Annotated in this window: 15 protein-coding genes and 1 pseudogene; 4 read left to right on the forward strand and 12 right to left on the reverse strand. The window is 74.1% G+C overall.

What is annotated here, in order from left to right; all coding sequences use genetic code 11:
- Window positions 1-72: 72 nt before the first annotated feature.
- Both ACFPBZ_RS10220 and ACFPBZ_RS10225 read right to left on the reverse strand, forming a co-directional pair.
- Window positions 73-1,002, reverse strand: a complete 930-nt coding sequence (locus ACFPBZ_RS10220) for a DUF389 domain-containing protein (protein ID WP_378035933.1) — start codon at window positions 1,000-1,002, stop codon at window positions 73-75.
- A gap of 111 nt (window positions 1,003-1,113) precedes the next feature.
- Window positions 1,114-1,701, reverse strand: a complete 588-nt coding sequence (locus ACFPBZ_RS10225; RefSeq protein ID WP_378035934.1) for a TetR/AcrR family transcriptional regulator — start codon at window positions 1,699-1,701, stop codon at window positions 1,114-1,116.
- Between the two features lie 50 nt (window positions 1,702-1,751).
- Between ACFPBZ_RS10225 and ACFPBZ_RS10230 the strand changes: the two are divergent.
- Window positions 1,752-2,703, forward strand: a pseudogene (locus ACFPBZ_RS10230) (zinc-binding dehydrogenase).
- On the opposite strand, the gene ACFPBZ_RS10235 reads toward ACFPBZ_RS10230, so the two are convergent.
- Window positions 2,700-3,191: a MarR family winged helix-turn-helix transcriptional regulator gene (locus ACFPBZ_RS10235; protein WP_378035935.1), complete on the reverse strand. Its 492-nt coding sequence runs from the start codon at window positions 3,189-3,191 to the stop codon at window positions 2,700-2,702. The pseudogene ACFPBZ_RS10230 and the gene ACFPBZ_RS10235 sit on opposite strands and share 4 nt — an antisense overlap.
- Before the next feature lie 90 nt (window positions 3,192-3,281).
- Between ACFPBZ_RS10235 and ACFPBZ_RS10240 the strand changes: the two genes are divergently transcribed.
- Entirely contained in the window at window positions 3,282-3,917 is a 636-nt protein-coding gene (locus ACFPBZ_RS10240; protein WP_378035936.1) for an FMN-dependent NADH-azoreductase, read from the forward strand.
- Between the two features lie 53 nt (window positions 3,918-3,970).
- Here ACFPBZ_RS10240 and icmF read toward each other — a convergent pair whose 3' ends face one another.
- Together icmF and ACFPBZ_RS10250 are read right to left on the reverse strand one after the other, a co-directional pair.
- Window positions 3,971-7,207 (reverse strand): fused isobutyryl-CoA mutase/GTPase IcmF, encoded by a 3,237-nt coding sequence (gene icmF, locus ACFPBZ_RS10245; protein ID WP_378035937.1) that lies wholly within the window; start codon window positions 7,205-7,207, stop codon window positions 3,971-3,973.
- Window positions 7,208-7,284: 77 nt separating this feature from the next.
- Complete coding sequence (locus tag ACFPBZ_RS10250) at window positions 7,285-7,887, reverse strand: NUDIX hydrolase (protein WP_378035938.1); 603 nt, start codon at window positions 7,885-7,887, stop codon at window positions 7,285-7,287.
- 137 nt (window positions 7,888-8,024) lie between these two features.
- On the opposite strand from ACFPBZ_RS10250, the gene ACFPBZ_RS10255 reads away from it, so the two are divergent.
- Window positions 8,025-8,180 carry a DUF6131 family protein gene (locus ACFPBZ_RS10255; RefSeq protein WP_378035939.1) on the forward strand — a complete coding sequence of 52 codons (156 nt, stop codon included), beginning with the start codon at window positions 8,025-8,027 and terminating at the stop codon, window positions 8,178-8,180.
- A gap of 146 nt (window positions 8,181-8,326) precedes the next feature.
- Entirely contained in the window at window positions 8,327-8,899 is a 573-nt protein-coding gene (locus ACFPBZ_RS10260) for a hypothetical protein (RefSeq protein ID WP_378035940.1), read from the forward strand.
- Here the strand turns inward: ACFPBZ_RS10260 and ACFPBZ_RS10265 are convergent.
- The 7 genes from ACFPBZ_RS10265 to ACFPBZ_RS10295 all read right to left on the reverse strand — a co-directional run bounded on the left by ACFPBZ_RS10265 (window position 8,862) and on the right by ACFPBZ_RS10295 (window position 15,751).
- The gene (locus ACFPBZ_RS10265; RefSeq protein WP_378035941.1) at window positions 8,862-10,724 is read right to left on the reverse strand and encodes a glycoside hydrolase family 15 protein; all 1,863 of its coding nucleotides are present in this window, start codon (window positions 10,722-10,724) and stop codon (window positions 8,862-8,864) included. The genes ACFPBZ_RS10260 and ACFPBZ_RS10265 overlap by 38 nt on opposite strands.
- 98 nt (window positions 10,725-10,822) lie before the next feature.
- Window positions 10,823-11,437 (reverse strand): hypothetical protein, encoded by a 615-nt coding sequence (locus ACFPBZ_RS10270; RefSeq protein WP_378035942.1) that lies wholly within the window; start codon window positions 11,435-11,437, stop codon window positions 10,823-10,825.
- Window positions 11,434-11,955 carry a hypothetical protein gene (locus ACFPBZ_RS10275; protein WP_378035943.1) on the reverse strand — a complete coding sequence of 174 codons (522 nt, stop codon included), beginning with the start codon at window positions 11,953-11,955 and terminating at the stop codon, window positions 11,434-11,436. The genes ACFPBZ_RS10270 and ACFPBZ_RS10275 overlap by 4 nt, the downstream gene beginning before the upstream one ends.
- A 99-nt stretch (window positions 11,956-12,054) precedes the next feature.
- Window positions 12,055-13,062 (reverse strand): nitronate monooxygenase, encoded by a 1,008-nt coding sequence (locus ACFPBZ_RS10280; protein ID WP_378035944.1) that lies wholly within the window; start codon window positions 13,060-13,062, stop codon window positions 12,055-12,057.
- Window positions 13,063-13,069: 7 nt separating this feature from the next.
- Window positions 13,070-13,579, reverse strand: coding sequence for a 2'-5' RNA ligase family protein (locus tag ACFPBZ_RS10285; RefSeq protein WP_378035945.1), 510 nt, complete (start codon window positions 13,577-13,579; stop codon window positions 13,070-13,072).
- Window positions 13,576-14,475, reverse strand: a complete 900-nt coding sequence (locus ACFPBZ_RS10290) for a pseudouridine synthase (protein ID WP_378035994.1) — start codon at window positions 14,473-14,475, stop codon at window positions 13,576-13,578. The genes ACFPBZ_RS10285 and ACFPBZ_RS10290 overlap by 4 nt, the downstream gene beginning before the upstream one ends.
- 64 nt (window positions 14,476-14,539) lie before the next feature.
- On the reverse strand, window positions 14,540-15,751 hold the full coding sequence (locus ACFPBZ_RS10295; protein ID WP_378035946.1) for an acyl-CoA dehydrogenase family protein: 1,212 nt from the start codon (window positions 15,749-15,751) through the stop codon (window positions 14,540-14,542).
- Window positions 15,752-15,798 lie beyond the last annotated feature (47 nt).

The raw sequence follows: 15,798 nt of genomic DNA on the forward strand, positions 1-15,798 counted from the left end.
GCGCTCCGTGCCCCGTGAGCACTACTCCGTGCCAGGGCACGGACTAGTGCTCACGGGCGCGCAGCGCACCCCTCAGGCCAGCGGACGTCGACCGCGGTGGAAGAAGCGGTCCTTGAAGATGATCACCAGCCCGCCCAGCACGACGACGAGCGCGGCGTCCGCCCCGAGCCGCTGCAGCCCCTCCAGGGCGAGCCCGGCGTCGAGGGAGACGATGCCCATCCCGACGACGCCGGCGGCCGGGACCAGGGCGAGCGCGATGAGCGCTCCGGCCAGGACGGCCTCGCGGAACGAGGTGATGATCAGCAGGCCGGCGACGGCGCCCCCGGCGGCGACCAGCCAGTCCGAGGCGGTGGGGTCGACGATGAGGTGCATGCCCTCGCTGCTCGCGATGGTCTTCGGCGACGCGAGCCCGAGTGCGCGCAGCACGAGGAAGGCGAGCCCGCCGCCGAAGGCCATGAGCGTGTAGCCGACGGCGACCGACACGAGCGCCCGCCGGATCGCGTAGGTGCTCCGCCGCACGAGGGCCGCGGCGAGCTCGCCGACCGGCTCGAAGGCCGGGGTGAGGATCGCGGACGCGGCGAGCGCGAGGGCCTGGGGGACCGGTGGGGACAGCAGCCCGGCGACGGCGATGGCGCCGCCGATCGTCATGAGGAGCAGGTAGTTCATCGAGAGCCGGCCGTGGTGGCGCAGGGTGCGCTCGAACTCCTCCCACGGCGACTCGTCGGCGTCGTCGTCGATCGCGCCCTGGGCGCCGGTGGCGACGAGGCTGTTCACGCCGCCCGTGGCGACCGCGATCGGGCCGTACTGCTCGGCGTCGGCGACCGTGGCCAGGACGTCGTCGATGGCGCGGTTCAGGGCGTGGACGGTGATCACGTCGCCCTCGGGCTTGACGCCCGCGCCGCGCTCGACGGAGAGGGAGAGCACGCCCTCCAGCTTCGCCAGCGTGTTGAGCGTGCCGTCCGTCGCCTCACTCGGCAACGAGACCTCGACCGTGTGGTGCACCCCGCCCCCTTCCCGTCACGCCGTCGACCTCTCTGGCCGGGGCGTCCCGCGATACCCGACCCGGACGAAAGGCACACACCGAACTCACGGAACGGTGCATCGCGGGACGCGTCAGGCGGACGCGCGCCCGGGGGAGCGCAGGCCGTCGATCACCAGGGCGGCCAGGCGCCGTGACGCCGACGCCCGGGCGGCCTCGGGCAGGGCGTCGAGGCCGCGGGTGGCCATCAGGGTCAGGACGAGGTCCTGCGGGGAGAAGTCGTGGCGCAGGTCGCCGTCGGCCCGGGCCCGGCGGGCGAGCTCCGCGACTGCGTCCAGGGCGGCCCGGCGTTCCGTGGCGAGGTCGACGGCGTCGGGGAAGGTCGCCAGGAAGGCCTCGGTGAACCCGAGGTTCCGGGCGTGCAGCACGCTCAGCTGCTCGATGACCCGGCACAACCCCCGCCAGGGCGACGGGTCGGCGAGGCCGTCGTCCACGACGGCGCGGCACGCCTGCATCTCGGCCGTGAACGCCTCGGTGGCGAGATGCTGCTTGGTGGGGAAGTGGCGGTAGAGCGTGGCCGGCCCGACGCGGGCGTCCCGGGCGATCTCGCGCATCGGCACCTCGAGGCCGTCCCGGGCGAACAGCGCCCGGGCCGAGGCGAGCAGCCGGGACCGGTTCTCCACGGCGTCCGACCGGCGCACCCGAGTCATCTCGTCGCCCACGGCTCTCACCTTAGCCAACCGGACGCCCCCGTCCGTTAGCGTCCGGCGCCGTGAAGACGATCGAGATCAGGGAGTTCGCCGGCCGACGGCCTGGTCCTGGTGGACCGGCCCGCCCCCGTGCCCGGCGCGGGGCAGCTCGTCGTGGACGTCGAGGCGGCGGGGGTCGGCGGCGTCGACGCCGTCATCCGGCGCGGCACGGCCTCCGGGTACGGCTTCGAGCCGGGCTTCGTGCCCGGGAGCGAGGTCGCCGGCCCCGTGAGCGCGGTCGGCGACGGGGTCGACCCGGGGTGGGTGGGGCGGCGGGTCTGGGCCTTCTGCGGCACCGGCGGGGGCTACGCCGAGCAGGCCGTCGCGGAGGTCGCCGACGTGGTGGCGCTCCCGGACGGGCTGGGCGGGGTCGACGCCGTGACCCTGGGCAGCTCGGGGCCGGTCGCCCACTTCGCCCTGGCGCAGGCCCACCTCGCCGCCGGCGAGTCCGTCCTCGTCCGCGGGGCGGCCGGCAGCATCGGGATCGCGGCCGTGCAGCTGGCCCGGCGGGCCGGGGCGGCCCGGGTCGCCGTCACGACGTCGTCCCCGGAACGCGGTGAGCGCCTGCGCGTGCTGGGGGCGACCGACGTCCTCGACCGCGCCGGCGACGGCGGCCCGGCCGAGGTCGACGTCGTCGTCGACGTCGTCGCGGGGCCCGACGTGCCGTCGTTCGTCGGCCGGCTCGCGCCGAACGGCCGGATGGTCCTCGTCGGCATCGTCGGCGGGATGCCGCCGGCCGACTTCGGCACGGCGCTCCTCGCGGGCTTCCGTCGCTCCTTGTCGGTCGGCACCTTCAGTGCGGACACCGTTCCGCGCGCGGACCTCCGGGCCGCGACGGCCGAGCAGTTCGCCGCCGCCGCCCGCGGCGAGCTGGCGACCGTCGTCCACGACGTCCTCCCGCTCGACGACGCCGCGCAGGCGCACCGGCGGATGGACGCGGGGGAGGTGTTCGGCCGGATCGTGCTCGTGCCCTAGGGCGCGTCCGCGTCGCAGGCCGCGATGTCCTGGGCGACCTGGCAGGCGGAGGCCTGGTCGGGGTCGACGGCCGCGAGGCGGGCGAGCAGGCCGCGCAGGGTGTCCTGCTCGGCGGGCTCGAGCGGGGCCAGCAGGTGGGCCTCGGCGTCGCCCAGGCGTCGCTCGAGATCGCAGAGCCGCGCCCGGCCGGCGTCGGTCAGTTCCACCCGCCGCGCGCGGCGGTCGGCCGGGTCGGGGCGGCGCTCGACGAGGCCGGCGGCCTGGATCTCGTCGAGCAGGTAGGTCATGACGGTGCGGTCGACGCCGAGCTTGCGGGCCAGGGCGAGCTGCGTGCTCGGTTCCCCGCGGGCCACCGCGGCGAGCACCTGGTAGCCGCGCGGGCCACCGGGGAGGCCGCCCATCACGGTCTGGGCCGTGCGGAGGTGGGCCCGCGCGACCCGGCCGAGGGCCCAGCCCAGGTCGGCCTCCACCTGCCGCGGCGTACTCACACCCCGAAGGATAGGCCGTTGCGCGGGGAATCTGTGTGACAGATAGTCTGTTGGGCAGAACGTCTCGACAGCAGCACACCGGAGGTCGTCATGAGCCTGCTCCGCATCGACAGCAGCATCCGCACGCAGGGCTCGGTGAGTCGGGAGGTCCTCGACAGCCTCGAGCGCTCCTACGCCGACACCCACGACGGGACCGGCGTCGTCCGCCGGGACCTGGGGCGCGACCCGATCCCGGCGAGCACCTGGGCCGCGGCGATCGCCGCCGGCGCGACGCCCGAGGACGAGCGGACCGAGGAGCAGCGCGCGGCGGTCGCCGTCGCGGGCGAGCTCGCCGACGAGCTCGTCGGGGCCACCGCGGTCGTCATCGGCTCGCCGCTCTACAACTTCGGGATCTCGGCGTCGCTCAAGAGCTGGATCGACATCCTCATCACCGACCCGCGGTTCGCGCCGGGCACCAGCCCGCTCGCCGGCCGCCCCGTGGTGGTCGTGGCCTCGCGCGGCGGCGGCTACGGCCCGGGGACGCCCCGCGAGGGCTGGGACCACGGCACCGGCTGGCTCGTGCGCATCCTCGGCGACGTGTGGGGCGCCGACGTCACCGTGGTCGAGGCCGAGCTGACCCTCGCCGAGGTGGTGCCGGCCATGGAGTCGCTGCGCCCGCTGGCCGCGCAGAAGCGCGCCGAGGCCCACGAGGCGGCCGAGAAGCTGGGGGCCGCGTTGGTGGCCTAGCGGCCTCGTGAGCACTTTCCGGGGCCATAGCCCCGGAAAGTGCTCACGAGTACTCACATGGAACGCCGGTACTGCCCGCCCACCTCGAAGAACGCGTCGGTGAGCTGGCCGAGGGAGCACACGCGGGCGGCCGACATCAGCTCGGCGAACACGTTCTCGCCGGCCGTGGCGGCCGCCTGCAGGCGCCGGATCGCCTCGGTCGACTCCTGGGCGTGCCGGGCCTGGAAGTCGTCGAGCCGCCGGAGCTGCGAGGTCTTCTCGTCCTCGCTGGCGCGGGAGAGGGCGATCTCCTTGGGCCCCTCGCCCTCGGCGTCCGGCGGCGGCAGGAACGTGTTGACGCCGATGATCGGCAGGGTCCCGTCGTGCTTGCGGCCCTCGTAGAGCATCGACTCGTCCTGGATCTTGCCGCGCTGGTAGCCGGTCTCCATGGCGCCCAGCACGCCGCCGCGCTCGGCGATGCGGTCGAACTCGACGAGCACGGCCTCCTCGACGAGGTCGGTGAGCTCGTCGATGACGAACGAGCCCTGCAGCGGGTTCTCGTTGAGCGACAGGCCCCATTCCTTGTTGATGATCATCTGGATGGCCAGCGCCCGGCGCACCGACTCCTGCGAGGGCGTGGTGACGGCCTCGTCGTAGGCGTTGGTGTGCAGCGAGTTCGCGTTGTCGTAGAGCGCGCAGAGCGCCTGCAGCGTGGTGCGGATGTCGTTGAACTGCATCTCCTGCGCGTGCAGGGACCGGCCCGAGGTCTGCACGTGGTACTTGAGCTTCTGCGAGCGCTCGTTGGCGCCGTAGCGCTCGCGCATCGCGACGGCCCAGATGCGGCGGGCGACCCGGCCGATCACCGAGTACTCGGCGTCCATGCCGTTGGAGAAGAAGAACGACAGGTTCGGGGCGAAGTCGTCGATGGACATCCCGCGCGCGAGGTAGGACTCGACGTAGGTGAAGCCGTTCGACAGCGTGAACGCCAGCTGCGAGATGGGGTTCGCCCCGGCCTCGGCGATGTGGTAACCGGAGATCGACACCGAGTAGAAGTTGCGCACCTTGTGCGCGATGAACCACTCCTGGATGTCGGCCATCATCCGCAGCGAGAACTCGGTGGAGAAGATGCAGGTGTTCTGGCCCTGGTCCTCCTTGAGGATGTCGGCCTGCACCGTGCCGCGGACCTCGGACACGGCGTGCGCGACGAGGTCGGCGCGCTCCTCCTCCGAGGGGTCGCGGCCCTCGCGCTCGACGAAGGTGTCGACGACCTGGTCGATCGCGGTGTTCATGAAGTAGGCCAGCAGTGTCGGCGCCGGGCCGTTGATCGTCATCGACACCGACGTGGTCGGCGAGGTGAGGTCGAACCCGGAGTAGAGCACCTTCATGTCGTCGAGCGTCGCGATCGACACCCCGGAGGTGCCGACCTTGCCGTAGACGTCCGGGGGAGTGGCGGGGTCGCGGCCGTAGAGGGTGACCGAGTCGAAGGCGGTGGAGAGCCGCTTGGCGTCGGAGTCCTCGGAGAGGTAGTGGAAGCGGCGGTTGGTGCGGAACGCGTCGCCCTCGCCCGCGAACATGCGGGCCGGGTCCTCGCCCTCGCGCTTGAACGCGAAGACGCCCGCGGTGAAGGGGAAGTGCCCGGGCAGGTTCTCGCGGCGCAGGAACCGCAGCACCTCGGCGTCGGAGGTGAACGGCGGGAGCGCGACCCGGTTGACCTTCGAGCCCGAGAGCGTCTCCCGGGTGAGCCGGGTGCGCAGCTCCTTGTCGCGGACGCGCACGACGAGCTCGTCGCCGGCGTAGTCCTCCTTCGTCCGCGCCCAGCCGTCGATCAGCTCGGCCGCCTCGAGCGGCAGCGCGCGCTCGGCCTCCTCGAGGACCACGGGCAGCTCGCCCGCGTCGCGGTCGCCGAGGACCTCCCTGGCCTGGCGCAGCGCGGCCCGGCGGCCGGCCGCGGCCACCATCTCCTCGGTCTGCGCGTGGTAGCCGCGGACGGTGGCGGCGATGTCGGCGAGGTAGCGCTCGCGGTCGGCGGGGATGGCCGACCCGGCGAACGTGGAGACCGTCGTGTCGGGGATCTCGAGGTGTCCGGCGCCCTCGGGCAGGCCCTTGTCGCCGAGCAGCGAGACGAGCTTGCCGTAGAGCGCGGTGACGCCCTCGTCGTGGAAGGTGGCCGCGGAGGTCCCGTAGACGGGCATGTCCTCCCAGCTCGCGCCCCACTCGTCGCGGTTGCGCAGGATCTGGCGGGCCACGTCGCGGCGGGCGTCGTCGCCGCCCCGGCGCTCGAACTTGTTGATCGCGACGACGTCGGCGAAGTCGAGCATGTCGATCTTCTCGAGCTGCGACGCGGCGCCGAACTCGGGCGTCATCACGTACAGCGAGACGTCGGCGAACTCGACGATGCCCGCGTCGCCCTGGCCGATGCCCGGGGTCTCGACGATCACCAGGTCGGCCCCCGAGGCGCGCAGCACCGCGAGGACGTCCCCGAGTCGCTCGGGCAGCGCGGTGCCCGACCCGCGGTTGGCCATCGACCGGAAGGCCACCGGCCCGCCGAGGGAGTTCATGCGGATGCGGTCGCCGAGCAGGGCGCCGCCCCCACGACGACGCGTCGGGTCGACCGCGAGGACGGCCACCTTGAGCTTGTCCTCGCGGTCCATCCGGGCGCGGCGGACCAGCTCGTCGGTGAGCGAGGACTTGCCGGAGCCGCCGGTGCCGGTGATCCCGAGGACCGGCACGGTGCGCTCGGCGTTCGCGGCGTCGACCCGCTCGCGGACGTCGGCGGGCAGCGCCCCCGCCTCGGCCATCGTCACCGCCCGCGCCACCACGGCGCGCTCGCCGGTGAACAGGCCGTCCCACGACGACGGCGCCCGCGCGGACAGGTCCTCGTCGCACTCCCGGATGATCGTGTTGATCATGCCGGGCAGCCCGAGCTGCTGGCCGTCCTGCGGCGAGAAGATCCGGGCCACGCCGTGCGCGTGGAGCTGGTCGATCTCGCGCTGGACGATGACGCCGCCGCCCCCGCCGTAGACGCGGACGTGCCCGGCGCCGCGCTCGCGCAGCAGGTCGACCAGGTAGGAGAAGTACTCGACGTGCCCGCCCTGGTAGGAGCTGATGGCGACCGCCTGCGCGTCCTCCTCGACCGCGGCCGAGACCACGTCGTCGACCGAGCGGTCGTGCCCGAGGTGGATCACCTCGGCGCCCTGGCGCTGCAGGATCCGCCGCATGATGTTGATCGCGGCGTCGTGCCCGTCGAACAGGCTCGCCGCGGTGACCACGCGGATCGGGTTCGTCGGCACGTGCAGCTCTGAGTCGGCCATGTTCGGATCGCCCTCGGTCGTCGGTAAGTCCCGGGCTGGGATACCCGGCCCACGATAGTAGGACGTCCTAGTATTTCCTACGGCCTGTGAGCAGTTCCCGTCTGCCCGCGGGCCGCCAGGTACATGAGGACCGCGACCAGCGTCCCCGCCCCGAGCAGCTCGCCGGCCGCGGCGAGGGCCGGCACGTCGGCCAGCGGCAGCCAGCGCGCGACGCCGGGCTCGTGCCGGTCGAGCGGCTCGTCGCTCTCCTCGGCGTCGGTCCACAGGTGCACGTGCACCCGGGTCGCCACGCCCCCGGGCAGGGGCTCGAACGTGATCACCTCGCGGCTCTCGCCGACCGGCCGCCACCCGGTCTCCTCGGCGGCCTCCCGGGCCGCCGCCAGGGCGGGGTCCTCGCCCTCGTCGACCCCGCCGCCGGGGAGCTCCCAGCCGTAGCGCCCCACCGGGTAGCGGTAGGTGCGCAGCATGAGGACCTGTTCGTCCTTCACGACGAGCGCCACCGCGACGCTCGGCAGGTGGATCACCGGGTAGTCGAACCGGTCGCCCTCGGGGGCCGTGACCTCGTGCAGGTCGACGCGCACCGAGGCGTCGTCGTCGTCGGTCGTGACGGCGATCGGTGCGCTCCACACCGTCGTCACGTCATGGGTGGTCCAGGCGTCGGCCGGAGTCACGTCCGTCACTTCTGTCTCATCTCGCAGCGGTTCGTGACCGGAGCCGTCACCCGGTCCGGTGATTGCGGTGCAGTGTGTGTGATCCACGTGACGCAGGGGTACATGGCAGTTCCCGGCCGTCCGGCCGGGTCTACACAGGGAGAGTCATGATCGTCCTCGGCGTCATCCTGATCATCGTCGGCTCACTGCTGGGCATTCAGATCGTCACGTACATCGGGATCATTCTCGCCGTCATCGGCCTGATCCTGACGATCCTGGGCGCCGTCGGCCGTGGCGTGGGTGGCCGCAAGACCTACTTCTAGTCCCGGCGCGGGGGCGCCGGAATCCGATGCGCACACCCGTCCCCGGCGAGGGGGACGGGTGCCGCGCAGTCCACGCACAGTAGCCGAACGCCGCGATTTCCCGCATCTTCCTGGCCTGTTGATGTACGCAGAGTTAGTTTCCTGACATGACTCTCGACGCGTACTCCGGCCGCCACTCCACCTTCGACGCCACCACGGTGCTGCCCGCGTGGACGCCGGGTGAAGCCCCGGTCCCGCCCCGCGGTGCGCCGCCGGGTCTCCCCGCCCTGCCGCCCCGGCCGAGCACGGTCACGGCCGCCTTCTGCCTCGCGATGACCCACGCGGCCCTCTGGATCGTCGGCAGCCTCGTGGCCCTCGGCCTGGCCGGCCTCATGGTGGGGGCCACCGCCGACGTCGCGAGCGCCGTCGGTGTCGTCGCCGTGATCGGCGTCCCGATCACCCTCGGTGTGGGCACCTGGATCGCGGCCGCCGCCCGGATGCGCGCGGGCCACCCGGGCGCCCGGGTGCTGCTCGCGGTCCTGGCCGGGCTCGGCGCCCTGCTGTGTGCCGCCCTCGGCCTGGTCGACGACACGATCCTGCTCCCGCTGGTCGGCCTGGCGCTCCACGGAGCGCTGCTGGTCCTGCTCTTCCGGCCGTCGACCGACGCCTGGTTCCGGGCCGCCGCCCGCGACCGGGCGGCGGTCAGCCCAGCGCCCGGTCCAGGTTCACCGCCGCGCTGATCAGGCCGAGGTGGGTGAGCGCCTGGGGGAAGTTGCCCAGGTGCTCACCCGAGGCCGAGAGCTCCTCGCCGTAGAGCCCGACGTGGTTGGCGTAGGTGAAGGCCTTCTCCAGCACGTTGCGGGCGCGGTCGAGCCGCCCGGCGCGGGTGAGCGCCTCGACGTACCAGAACGAGCAGAGGTTGAAGGTGCCCTCGCCGCCGTCGAGGCCGTCCGAGCCGTCGGCGGGGTAGCGCTGGACGAGGGAGTCGACGACGAGGTCGTCCTCGAGGTGCGACAGCGTCGAGAGGAAGCGCGGGTCGGTCGGCCCCGAGAACTTCACCAGCGGCAGGATCAGCAGCCCGGCCTCCACCTGGTCGGTGCCCGGGTACTGCGTGTAGGTCCCGAGGTCGTCGCGCCAGCAGTCGCGCTGGACCTCCTCGTAGGACTCCGCCGCCGCCCGCTCCCACGCCGCGACCGGGGCGGGCAGGCCGCGCTGGCGCGCCAGGCGCAGCGCCCGCTCGAAGGCGACCCAGACCATCACCCGCGAGTAGGTGTGGTGCTGCGGCTCGCCGCGCGACTCCCACAGCCCCTGGTCGGGCAGGTGCCGGTTGCGGTCGAGCCAGTCGAGCGAGCTGCGGACGCGGGTCCACAGGTCGTAGGAGATCGGGGTCTCCTTGTTGGCGATGTAGACCGAGTCCATCACCTCGCCGTAGGTGTCGAGCTGGCGCTGCGACCCGGCGGCGTTGCCGATGCGCACCGGCCGCGACCCGCGGTACCCGGAGAGGTGCCCCAGCTCGGTCTCGTCCGGCGGCGGCGCCCCGTGGACGGTGTAGACGGGGAGCAGCCCCGCCGTGTCGTCGGCCTCGGCCATCCGCTGCTCGAGCCAGGCGAGGAACGCGCGGCCCTCCTCGACGAAGCCGAGGCGCATCAGCGCGTAGGAGGTGAAGGCGGCGTCGCGCAGCCACGCGTAGCGGTAGTCCCAGTTGCGCTCGCCGCCGATCTCCTCGGGCAGGCCGGCGGTGGGCGCCGCGATCAGGGCGCCGGTGGGGTCGTGGACCATGAGCTTGAGCAGCAGCGCCGAGCGGTGGACCATCTCGCGCCAGCGCCCCGAGTAGTTCGAGCGGGCGAGCCAGCGCTGCCAGTACTCCATGGTGGCGTCGCGGCGCCCGTCCGCCTCGTGCTCGCCCACCGGGCGGACGCTGCCCCGGTCGGGCCGCGACTCGTGCCAGGTCAGCAGGAAGTCGGCCTGCTCGCCGGGGCCCAGCTCGAACGACGCGGTGGCCGCCGGGCCGGTCGCCCCCTCGTCCTCGGCCACCTCGAGCGGCACCGTGGACCGCAGCAGCAGGTGCCCGGCCGCCTCGTCGTCGGGCACGAACACCGCGCCCACCCCGTCGACCAGCTCGACGGTGTGCCCGACCCGCGCCCAGTCGAACGCCGGCGCGCACCGGACGGTGAAGGCCTGCCGGCCCCGGACCACCCGGACCGTCCGCACGAGCGGACGCGAGGTGCCGTCGTCGTCGGGATGCCCCGCCCCGCTCCCGGCGTCCGTGCGCTCGCTGCGCGGCACCATCAGGTCGACGACCTCGGAGACCGACTCGACGTCGAGGAACCGGGTCATGAGGACGTTGGAGTCGGGCAGGTAGAGCTGCTTGGTGCGCGAGTGGGACCCGGGCGTCACGGTGAAGGCGCTGCGGCCGCCGTCGGCGCCCTCCTCGGTCAGCAGCGCCGAGAACACCGCGGGGGAGTCGAAGTCGGGCATGCACGCGAAGTCGACGCTGGCGTCGGTGCCGACGAGGGCGACCGTCCGCAGGTCGCCGATCACGGCGTGGTCCTCGATCGCCAGCATGATCACTGCGTACCCGCCCGGCGGGGTTCTCGCCCGCCGGCCGGGTCACGGCACAGCGAAGGGGGACCGCGCGGTGCGCGGCCCCCCTCCGGTGGGTGCTAGCGCTGCTCCTTGGCGGCGTCGGCCGCCTCGGCCTTCTTCAGCGCCTCGGCCTTGCGGGCGGCGGCCTTCTGCTCGGCCTCGACGGCCTCGCTCTCGGCCTCGACCCGGGTCTTCTTCGCCTCGTGCGCCTTCTGGTCGGCGGCCTCCTGCGCGCGCTTCTCGTCGCGCTCGGCCGCCTCCTTGCGCTTCTGCTCGCGCTCGCGCGCCTGCTGCTCGCGCTGCTTCTTCTCCTGCTCGAGCTTCTGCTTCTGCTGCTTCTCCTGCTCGCGAGCCTCCTCGCGGACCTTCTGGTCGTGCTCGCGGCGGTGCTGCATCCGCTGGTCGGCGACGTCGCGGCGGGCCTGGGCGGCCTGGTCGCGCTCGGCGGCCTCCGTGCGCTGCGAGACCCGCGCGTCCTTCACCTCGCCGGTGCGCGCGAGCTCCGGGTCGCCCAGGAGCGACCCGAGGACCTGCCGGACTCCCGCCTCGACGCTGTCGAAGGCGAGGACGGGACCCCACTCGGGGTTGCGGGCGTTGCCCGTGACCTGGGCGAGCAGACCCACGGGGAGGCGGGCCACCCCGAATCCCAGGGAGATCACGGGTCCGGCCACGGCTGACACGGGGTTGCTCATCGCTGCTCCTCCTCGACCTTCTCGAGTGTCCGGGCGGCCCCGCGCGCCTGCTCGGCGCGGGCCTCCTCGTCGCGCACCCGGGTCTCGGCCTCGCCGCGCTCGCGCACGGCCTCGACCTCGTCGCGCCGGGTCTCCTGCTCGCGGGCCCGGGTGGCCTGCGAGACGGACTCCTGCTTGCGGGCGGTCTCGGCCTCGGCGCGCTGGGCCTCGGTCTGCCGGTCGGCCTCGGCGCGCTCCTCGCGCTCCTGGCGCGTGTCCTCGGCGGCGAGCCGCTCGCGCTCGACGCGCAGCTCCTCGGCGCGGGCCTCGGCCTCGGCCTCCTCGCGCTTCTGCTCCGCCTGCGCCTCGGCGCGCTGGGCCTCCTTCGTGGCGTCGGCCTTCTCGGACTGCAGCTCGCCCTCGGCGCGCAGGGCGTCGTTCCCGACGACGCTCCCCGCGGCCTTCTTCACCGCACCCGCGAGTCGTTCGCCCGCGCGGCCCGCCTTGCTCGTGTCGCTCGGATCGGCACTGTCGGCCATGGGTCCACCTCCCGGTGATCGAGCGCGAGGTACCCGACTCGGCCCAGTGCGATGCGTCGGACGCACCACGGATCTACCCGGCGGTAGCAACTCGCTCGGTCAGGGCGTCAGGCGGCGGACGACCTCCGCGGCCGGCCCGTCGTCCGCGCGGCGGAAGTGCACGCCCGCCCACAGGTGCAGCCGGGACGTGTCCCCGGCGGCGGCCGCCGCGGCGCGGATCGGCCTGGTGAGGTGGTGCAGCTCGGGGTAGGCCGCCGGCGCGAGCGGCCCGTGCTCCACCGCGAACCGGTTGGTCAGCGCCCGGGCGGGGCGGCCGGTGAACGCGCGGGTGACCAGGGTGCCGGAGACGTCGGGGTCGGCGAGGGCGTCGCGGTGGGTGGCCGAGGTGCCGGCCGCGTCGGTGCGCAGGAACGCGGTGCCGAGCTGGACCGCCGTCGCGCCCGCGTCGAGGGCCCGCCGCACCCCCGCGGCGTCGTGCACCCCGCCCGCCGCGATCACCGGCAGGCCCGTCCGGCGCCGCACCTCGACGAGCAGGTCGAGGGTGTCGACGTCGGAGGGCTCGATCCCCACGTCGTGAATGCCGCGGTGCCCGCCGGCGTCGGTGCCCTGCACGACGAGGCCGTCGAGACCGAGCCGCTCGGCCGCGGCGGCCTCCTCGGGGCTCGTCACCGTGGCCGTGAGCCGGGCGCCCGTGGCGCGCAGGGCGGCGAGCCGGTCGGGGTCGGGGAGGGCGAAGGTGAGGCTGATGGTGTCGGGCGGGTCGTCGCGCAGCACCCGGATCTTCTCGTCGAGCCGCGTCCCGACGTCGGGGTCGTCCCACGGGTGGGGGTCGCCGAGCTCCACCTCGAGCGCCGCGGCCTCCGGGGCGATCCGGCGGGCGTAGCGGCGGACGTCGCGCTCCTCCGGCGGCCCGGGCAGGAACAGGTTGACGCCGAACGGCGCCGTGCTGCGCTCCCGCAGCTCGGCGATCTGCGCGGCCAGCCTCTCGGCGGTGAGGTAGCCCGCGGCGAGGTAGCCGTAGCCCCCGGCCGCCGCCACGGCCGCGACCAGCGCCGGCGTCGAGGGCCCGCCCGCCATGGGCGCCGCCACCACCGGGAGCCGGCTCACCGGTGCCTCAACCGTCGCCGAACCGGAATTCCCCCGCCGCCTCCCACGGCCCGCCACGGTAGTGCCACAGGGCGAGCGCATCGACGTGGGTGTCGTATTCGGTGTGCGTTTCCCGGACGGCCTCGAGCGTGCGCCGCGCCTCCTCGGGCGTGACCTTGTTCTGGATCGTCACGTGCGGGCGCCAGCGCCGCGCGTCCTGGTCGGTGAGGTCGTCGGCGACGCGGCGGGCGATCGCGCCGCGCAGCCCCTCGAGCGCCGACGACTGCAGCCGCAGCCCCACCCCGCGCCCCATCTTGAACGGCTCGCCCACGTGCAGCGGCGGCCGCGGCCGCTCGACCAGCTTCGCGAGCGCTGCCTGCAGCTCCTCGAGCCGCTCGCCGGGCAGGGCGTGGAAGAGCGTGACGTGGGCGCCGACCTGCAGGCGCTCCGCGGGGAACCAGCGACGACGCTGGGCCTCGATGTCGTCCTGGGCGTCGGGGCTCAGCACGGCCGAGACGATGAGCGGGTCGGGTTTCACGGACCAGCGGTACCCGCCAGCCAGCCGTCCGGATCGTCCCAGGCCTGCAGCGTCCGCCGGGTGGACACCGACCGGCGCTCCCCGGTCCGCGGGTCGGGCCACGCCAGGTGCGCGGCGAGGAGCTGCAGCGGCGCGCGGAAGTCGTCGAGCGGCACGTCGTGCAGCACCGGGTAGAAGGAGTCGCCGAGGATCGGGACGCCGAGCGAGGCGAGGTGCAGCCGCAGCTGGTGGGTCCGCCCGGTGCGCGGCGTGAGCCGGTAGCGGGCGATCGGGCCGAGCACCGGGTCGTCGCGGTGGTCGACCAGCTCGACGAGGGTCTCCGCGTTCGGCTCGCCCTCGACCTCGCGGGCCGTGACGATGCCGCGCTCCTTCTCGATCCGGGACCGCACGATCTGCCGCGGCGGCAGGGCCGGGTCGTAGGGCGTGATCGCCTCGTAGGTCTTGTCGACCCGGCGGTCGCGGAACAGGTTCTGGTAGGCGCCCCGGCGTTCGCGGACGACGACGAACAGCACCAGGCCCGCGGTGGGGCGGTCGAGGCGGTGGGCGGGGGAGAGGTCGGGCAGGTCGTGCTGCTCGCGCAGCCGCACCAGCGCGGTCTCCCGGACGTGGCGCCCGCGCGGGATCGTCGCGAGGAAGTGCGGCTTGTCGGCCACCAGCACCTCGGCGTCGCGGTGGACGACGTCGATCGCGAACGGCACCGGGGCCTCGTCGGGGAGGTCGCGGTGGAACCAGACCGACCCGCCGCTGACGTACGGCGCGTCGGGGGCGAGCGGGCCGTCCTGGTCGTGGAAGCGGCCGTCGTCGAACATCGCGTCGACGGCGGCCGCGGGCAGCGGCACCCGGGTCACCACGTGGTCGCGGATCGTCGCCCACTCGCTCGACACGGGCAGCCGCATCCGCGCCGGATCGAGCCCGAGGCGGGGCGGGAGCGAGGGCGGGGGGCGCACGTCCCCCAGTGTTTCAGTGGCCGACCAGGGCGTCCGAGACGATCTTGCGCTGGATCTCGGAGGTGCCCTCGAAGATCGTCGTGAGGCGGGCGTCGCGCCAGTACCGCTCGGCGGAGTACTCGGTGGTGTAGCCGTTGCCGCCGAAGATCTGCAGCGCCCGGCTGGTCACCCGCTCCGCGGTCTCGGAGGCGAAGAGCTTGGCCTCGGAGGTCGCGACGTCGACGGTCTGCCGGTCGGCCGCGCCGCTGTCGACCAGCCAGGCCGCGTGCATGTAGAGCTGGCGGGCGGCCTCGACGTCGGCCGCCATGTCGGCGATCGCGTGCCGGATCACCTGGTGGTCGGCGATCGGGTGCCCGAACTGGACCCGCTGGTGGGTGTAGGCGATCGCGTCCTCCACCGCGCCCCGGGCGAGCCCGACGGCGCGCGCCGCGGTCTGCACCCGCGCCGGGCCGAGCCAGCGCAGGCTCTCCTTGAAGCCCTGGCCCTCCTCCTGGCCGGTGTCCTGCAGCGCGGCGGCCGGCACGCGCAGCCCGTCGAGCTGCAGCTCCCAGGTCGTCAGCCCGTAGTAGCCGATCTTGTCGATCGGGGTCCCGGTCACGCCCTCGGGGAACGACCCCCGCTCCTTCTCCACGAGGAACAGCTCCAGCCCGTCCGAGCGGCCGTGGCCCTCGCGGGGCTCGCGGGTGCGGGCGAGCAGGTGCAGGAAGTCGGCGCGCAGGGCGTGCCCGACCCACCGCTTCGTCCCGGTGATGACGTACTCGTCGCCGTCGCGCTCCGCGGTGCAGCCGACGTTCGCCAGGTCGGAGCCGGCCGACGGCTCGGAGAAGGCGATGCCGCCGATCCACTCGCCGCGGGCGCTGCGCGCCATCAGGTCGGGGCGCCCCGCGCACCCGGTGCCGTTGCCGCGGGCGATGATGCTGGCGACGCTCATCCAGGCGCGCGCCAGCTCCTCGCAGATCAGGGTGTACTCGAAGACGCCGAGCCCGAGCCCGCCGTGCTCCTTCTCGATCATCACGCCGAAGTAGCCGAGCTCGGCGAGCCGCGCGAGGAGCTCGTCGGGAATCTCGCCGCGCTGCGGGTCGAGCTCGTCGGCGACCGGGAGCACCTCGGTCATGGCGAACTCCCGCGCGACGCGCTGGACCTCCAGGCGCTCCGGGGTGAGGTAGACGCTCGCCGAGGGGGCGAGGGTCTCGACGCCCCCGAGGTTCTTCCGGTTCCAGGTCACATCGCCGTGTTCCCGACGACGTTCGCTACCGCACCTGGGCGGGCGAA

The organism is Actinomycetospora atypica (assembly GCF_042653685.1).
In the GTDB taxonomy this organism is placed as follows: domain Bacteria; phylum Actinomycetota; class Actinomycetes; order Mycobacteriales; family Pseudonocardiaceae; genus Actinomycetospora; species Actinomycetospora atypica.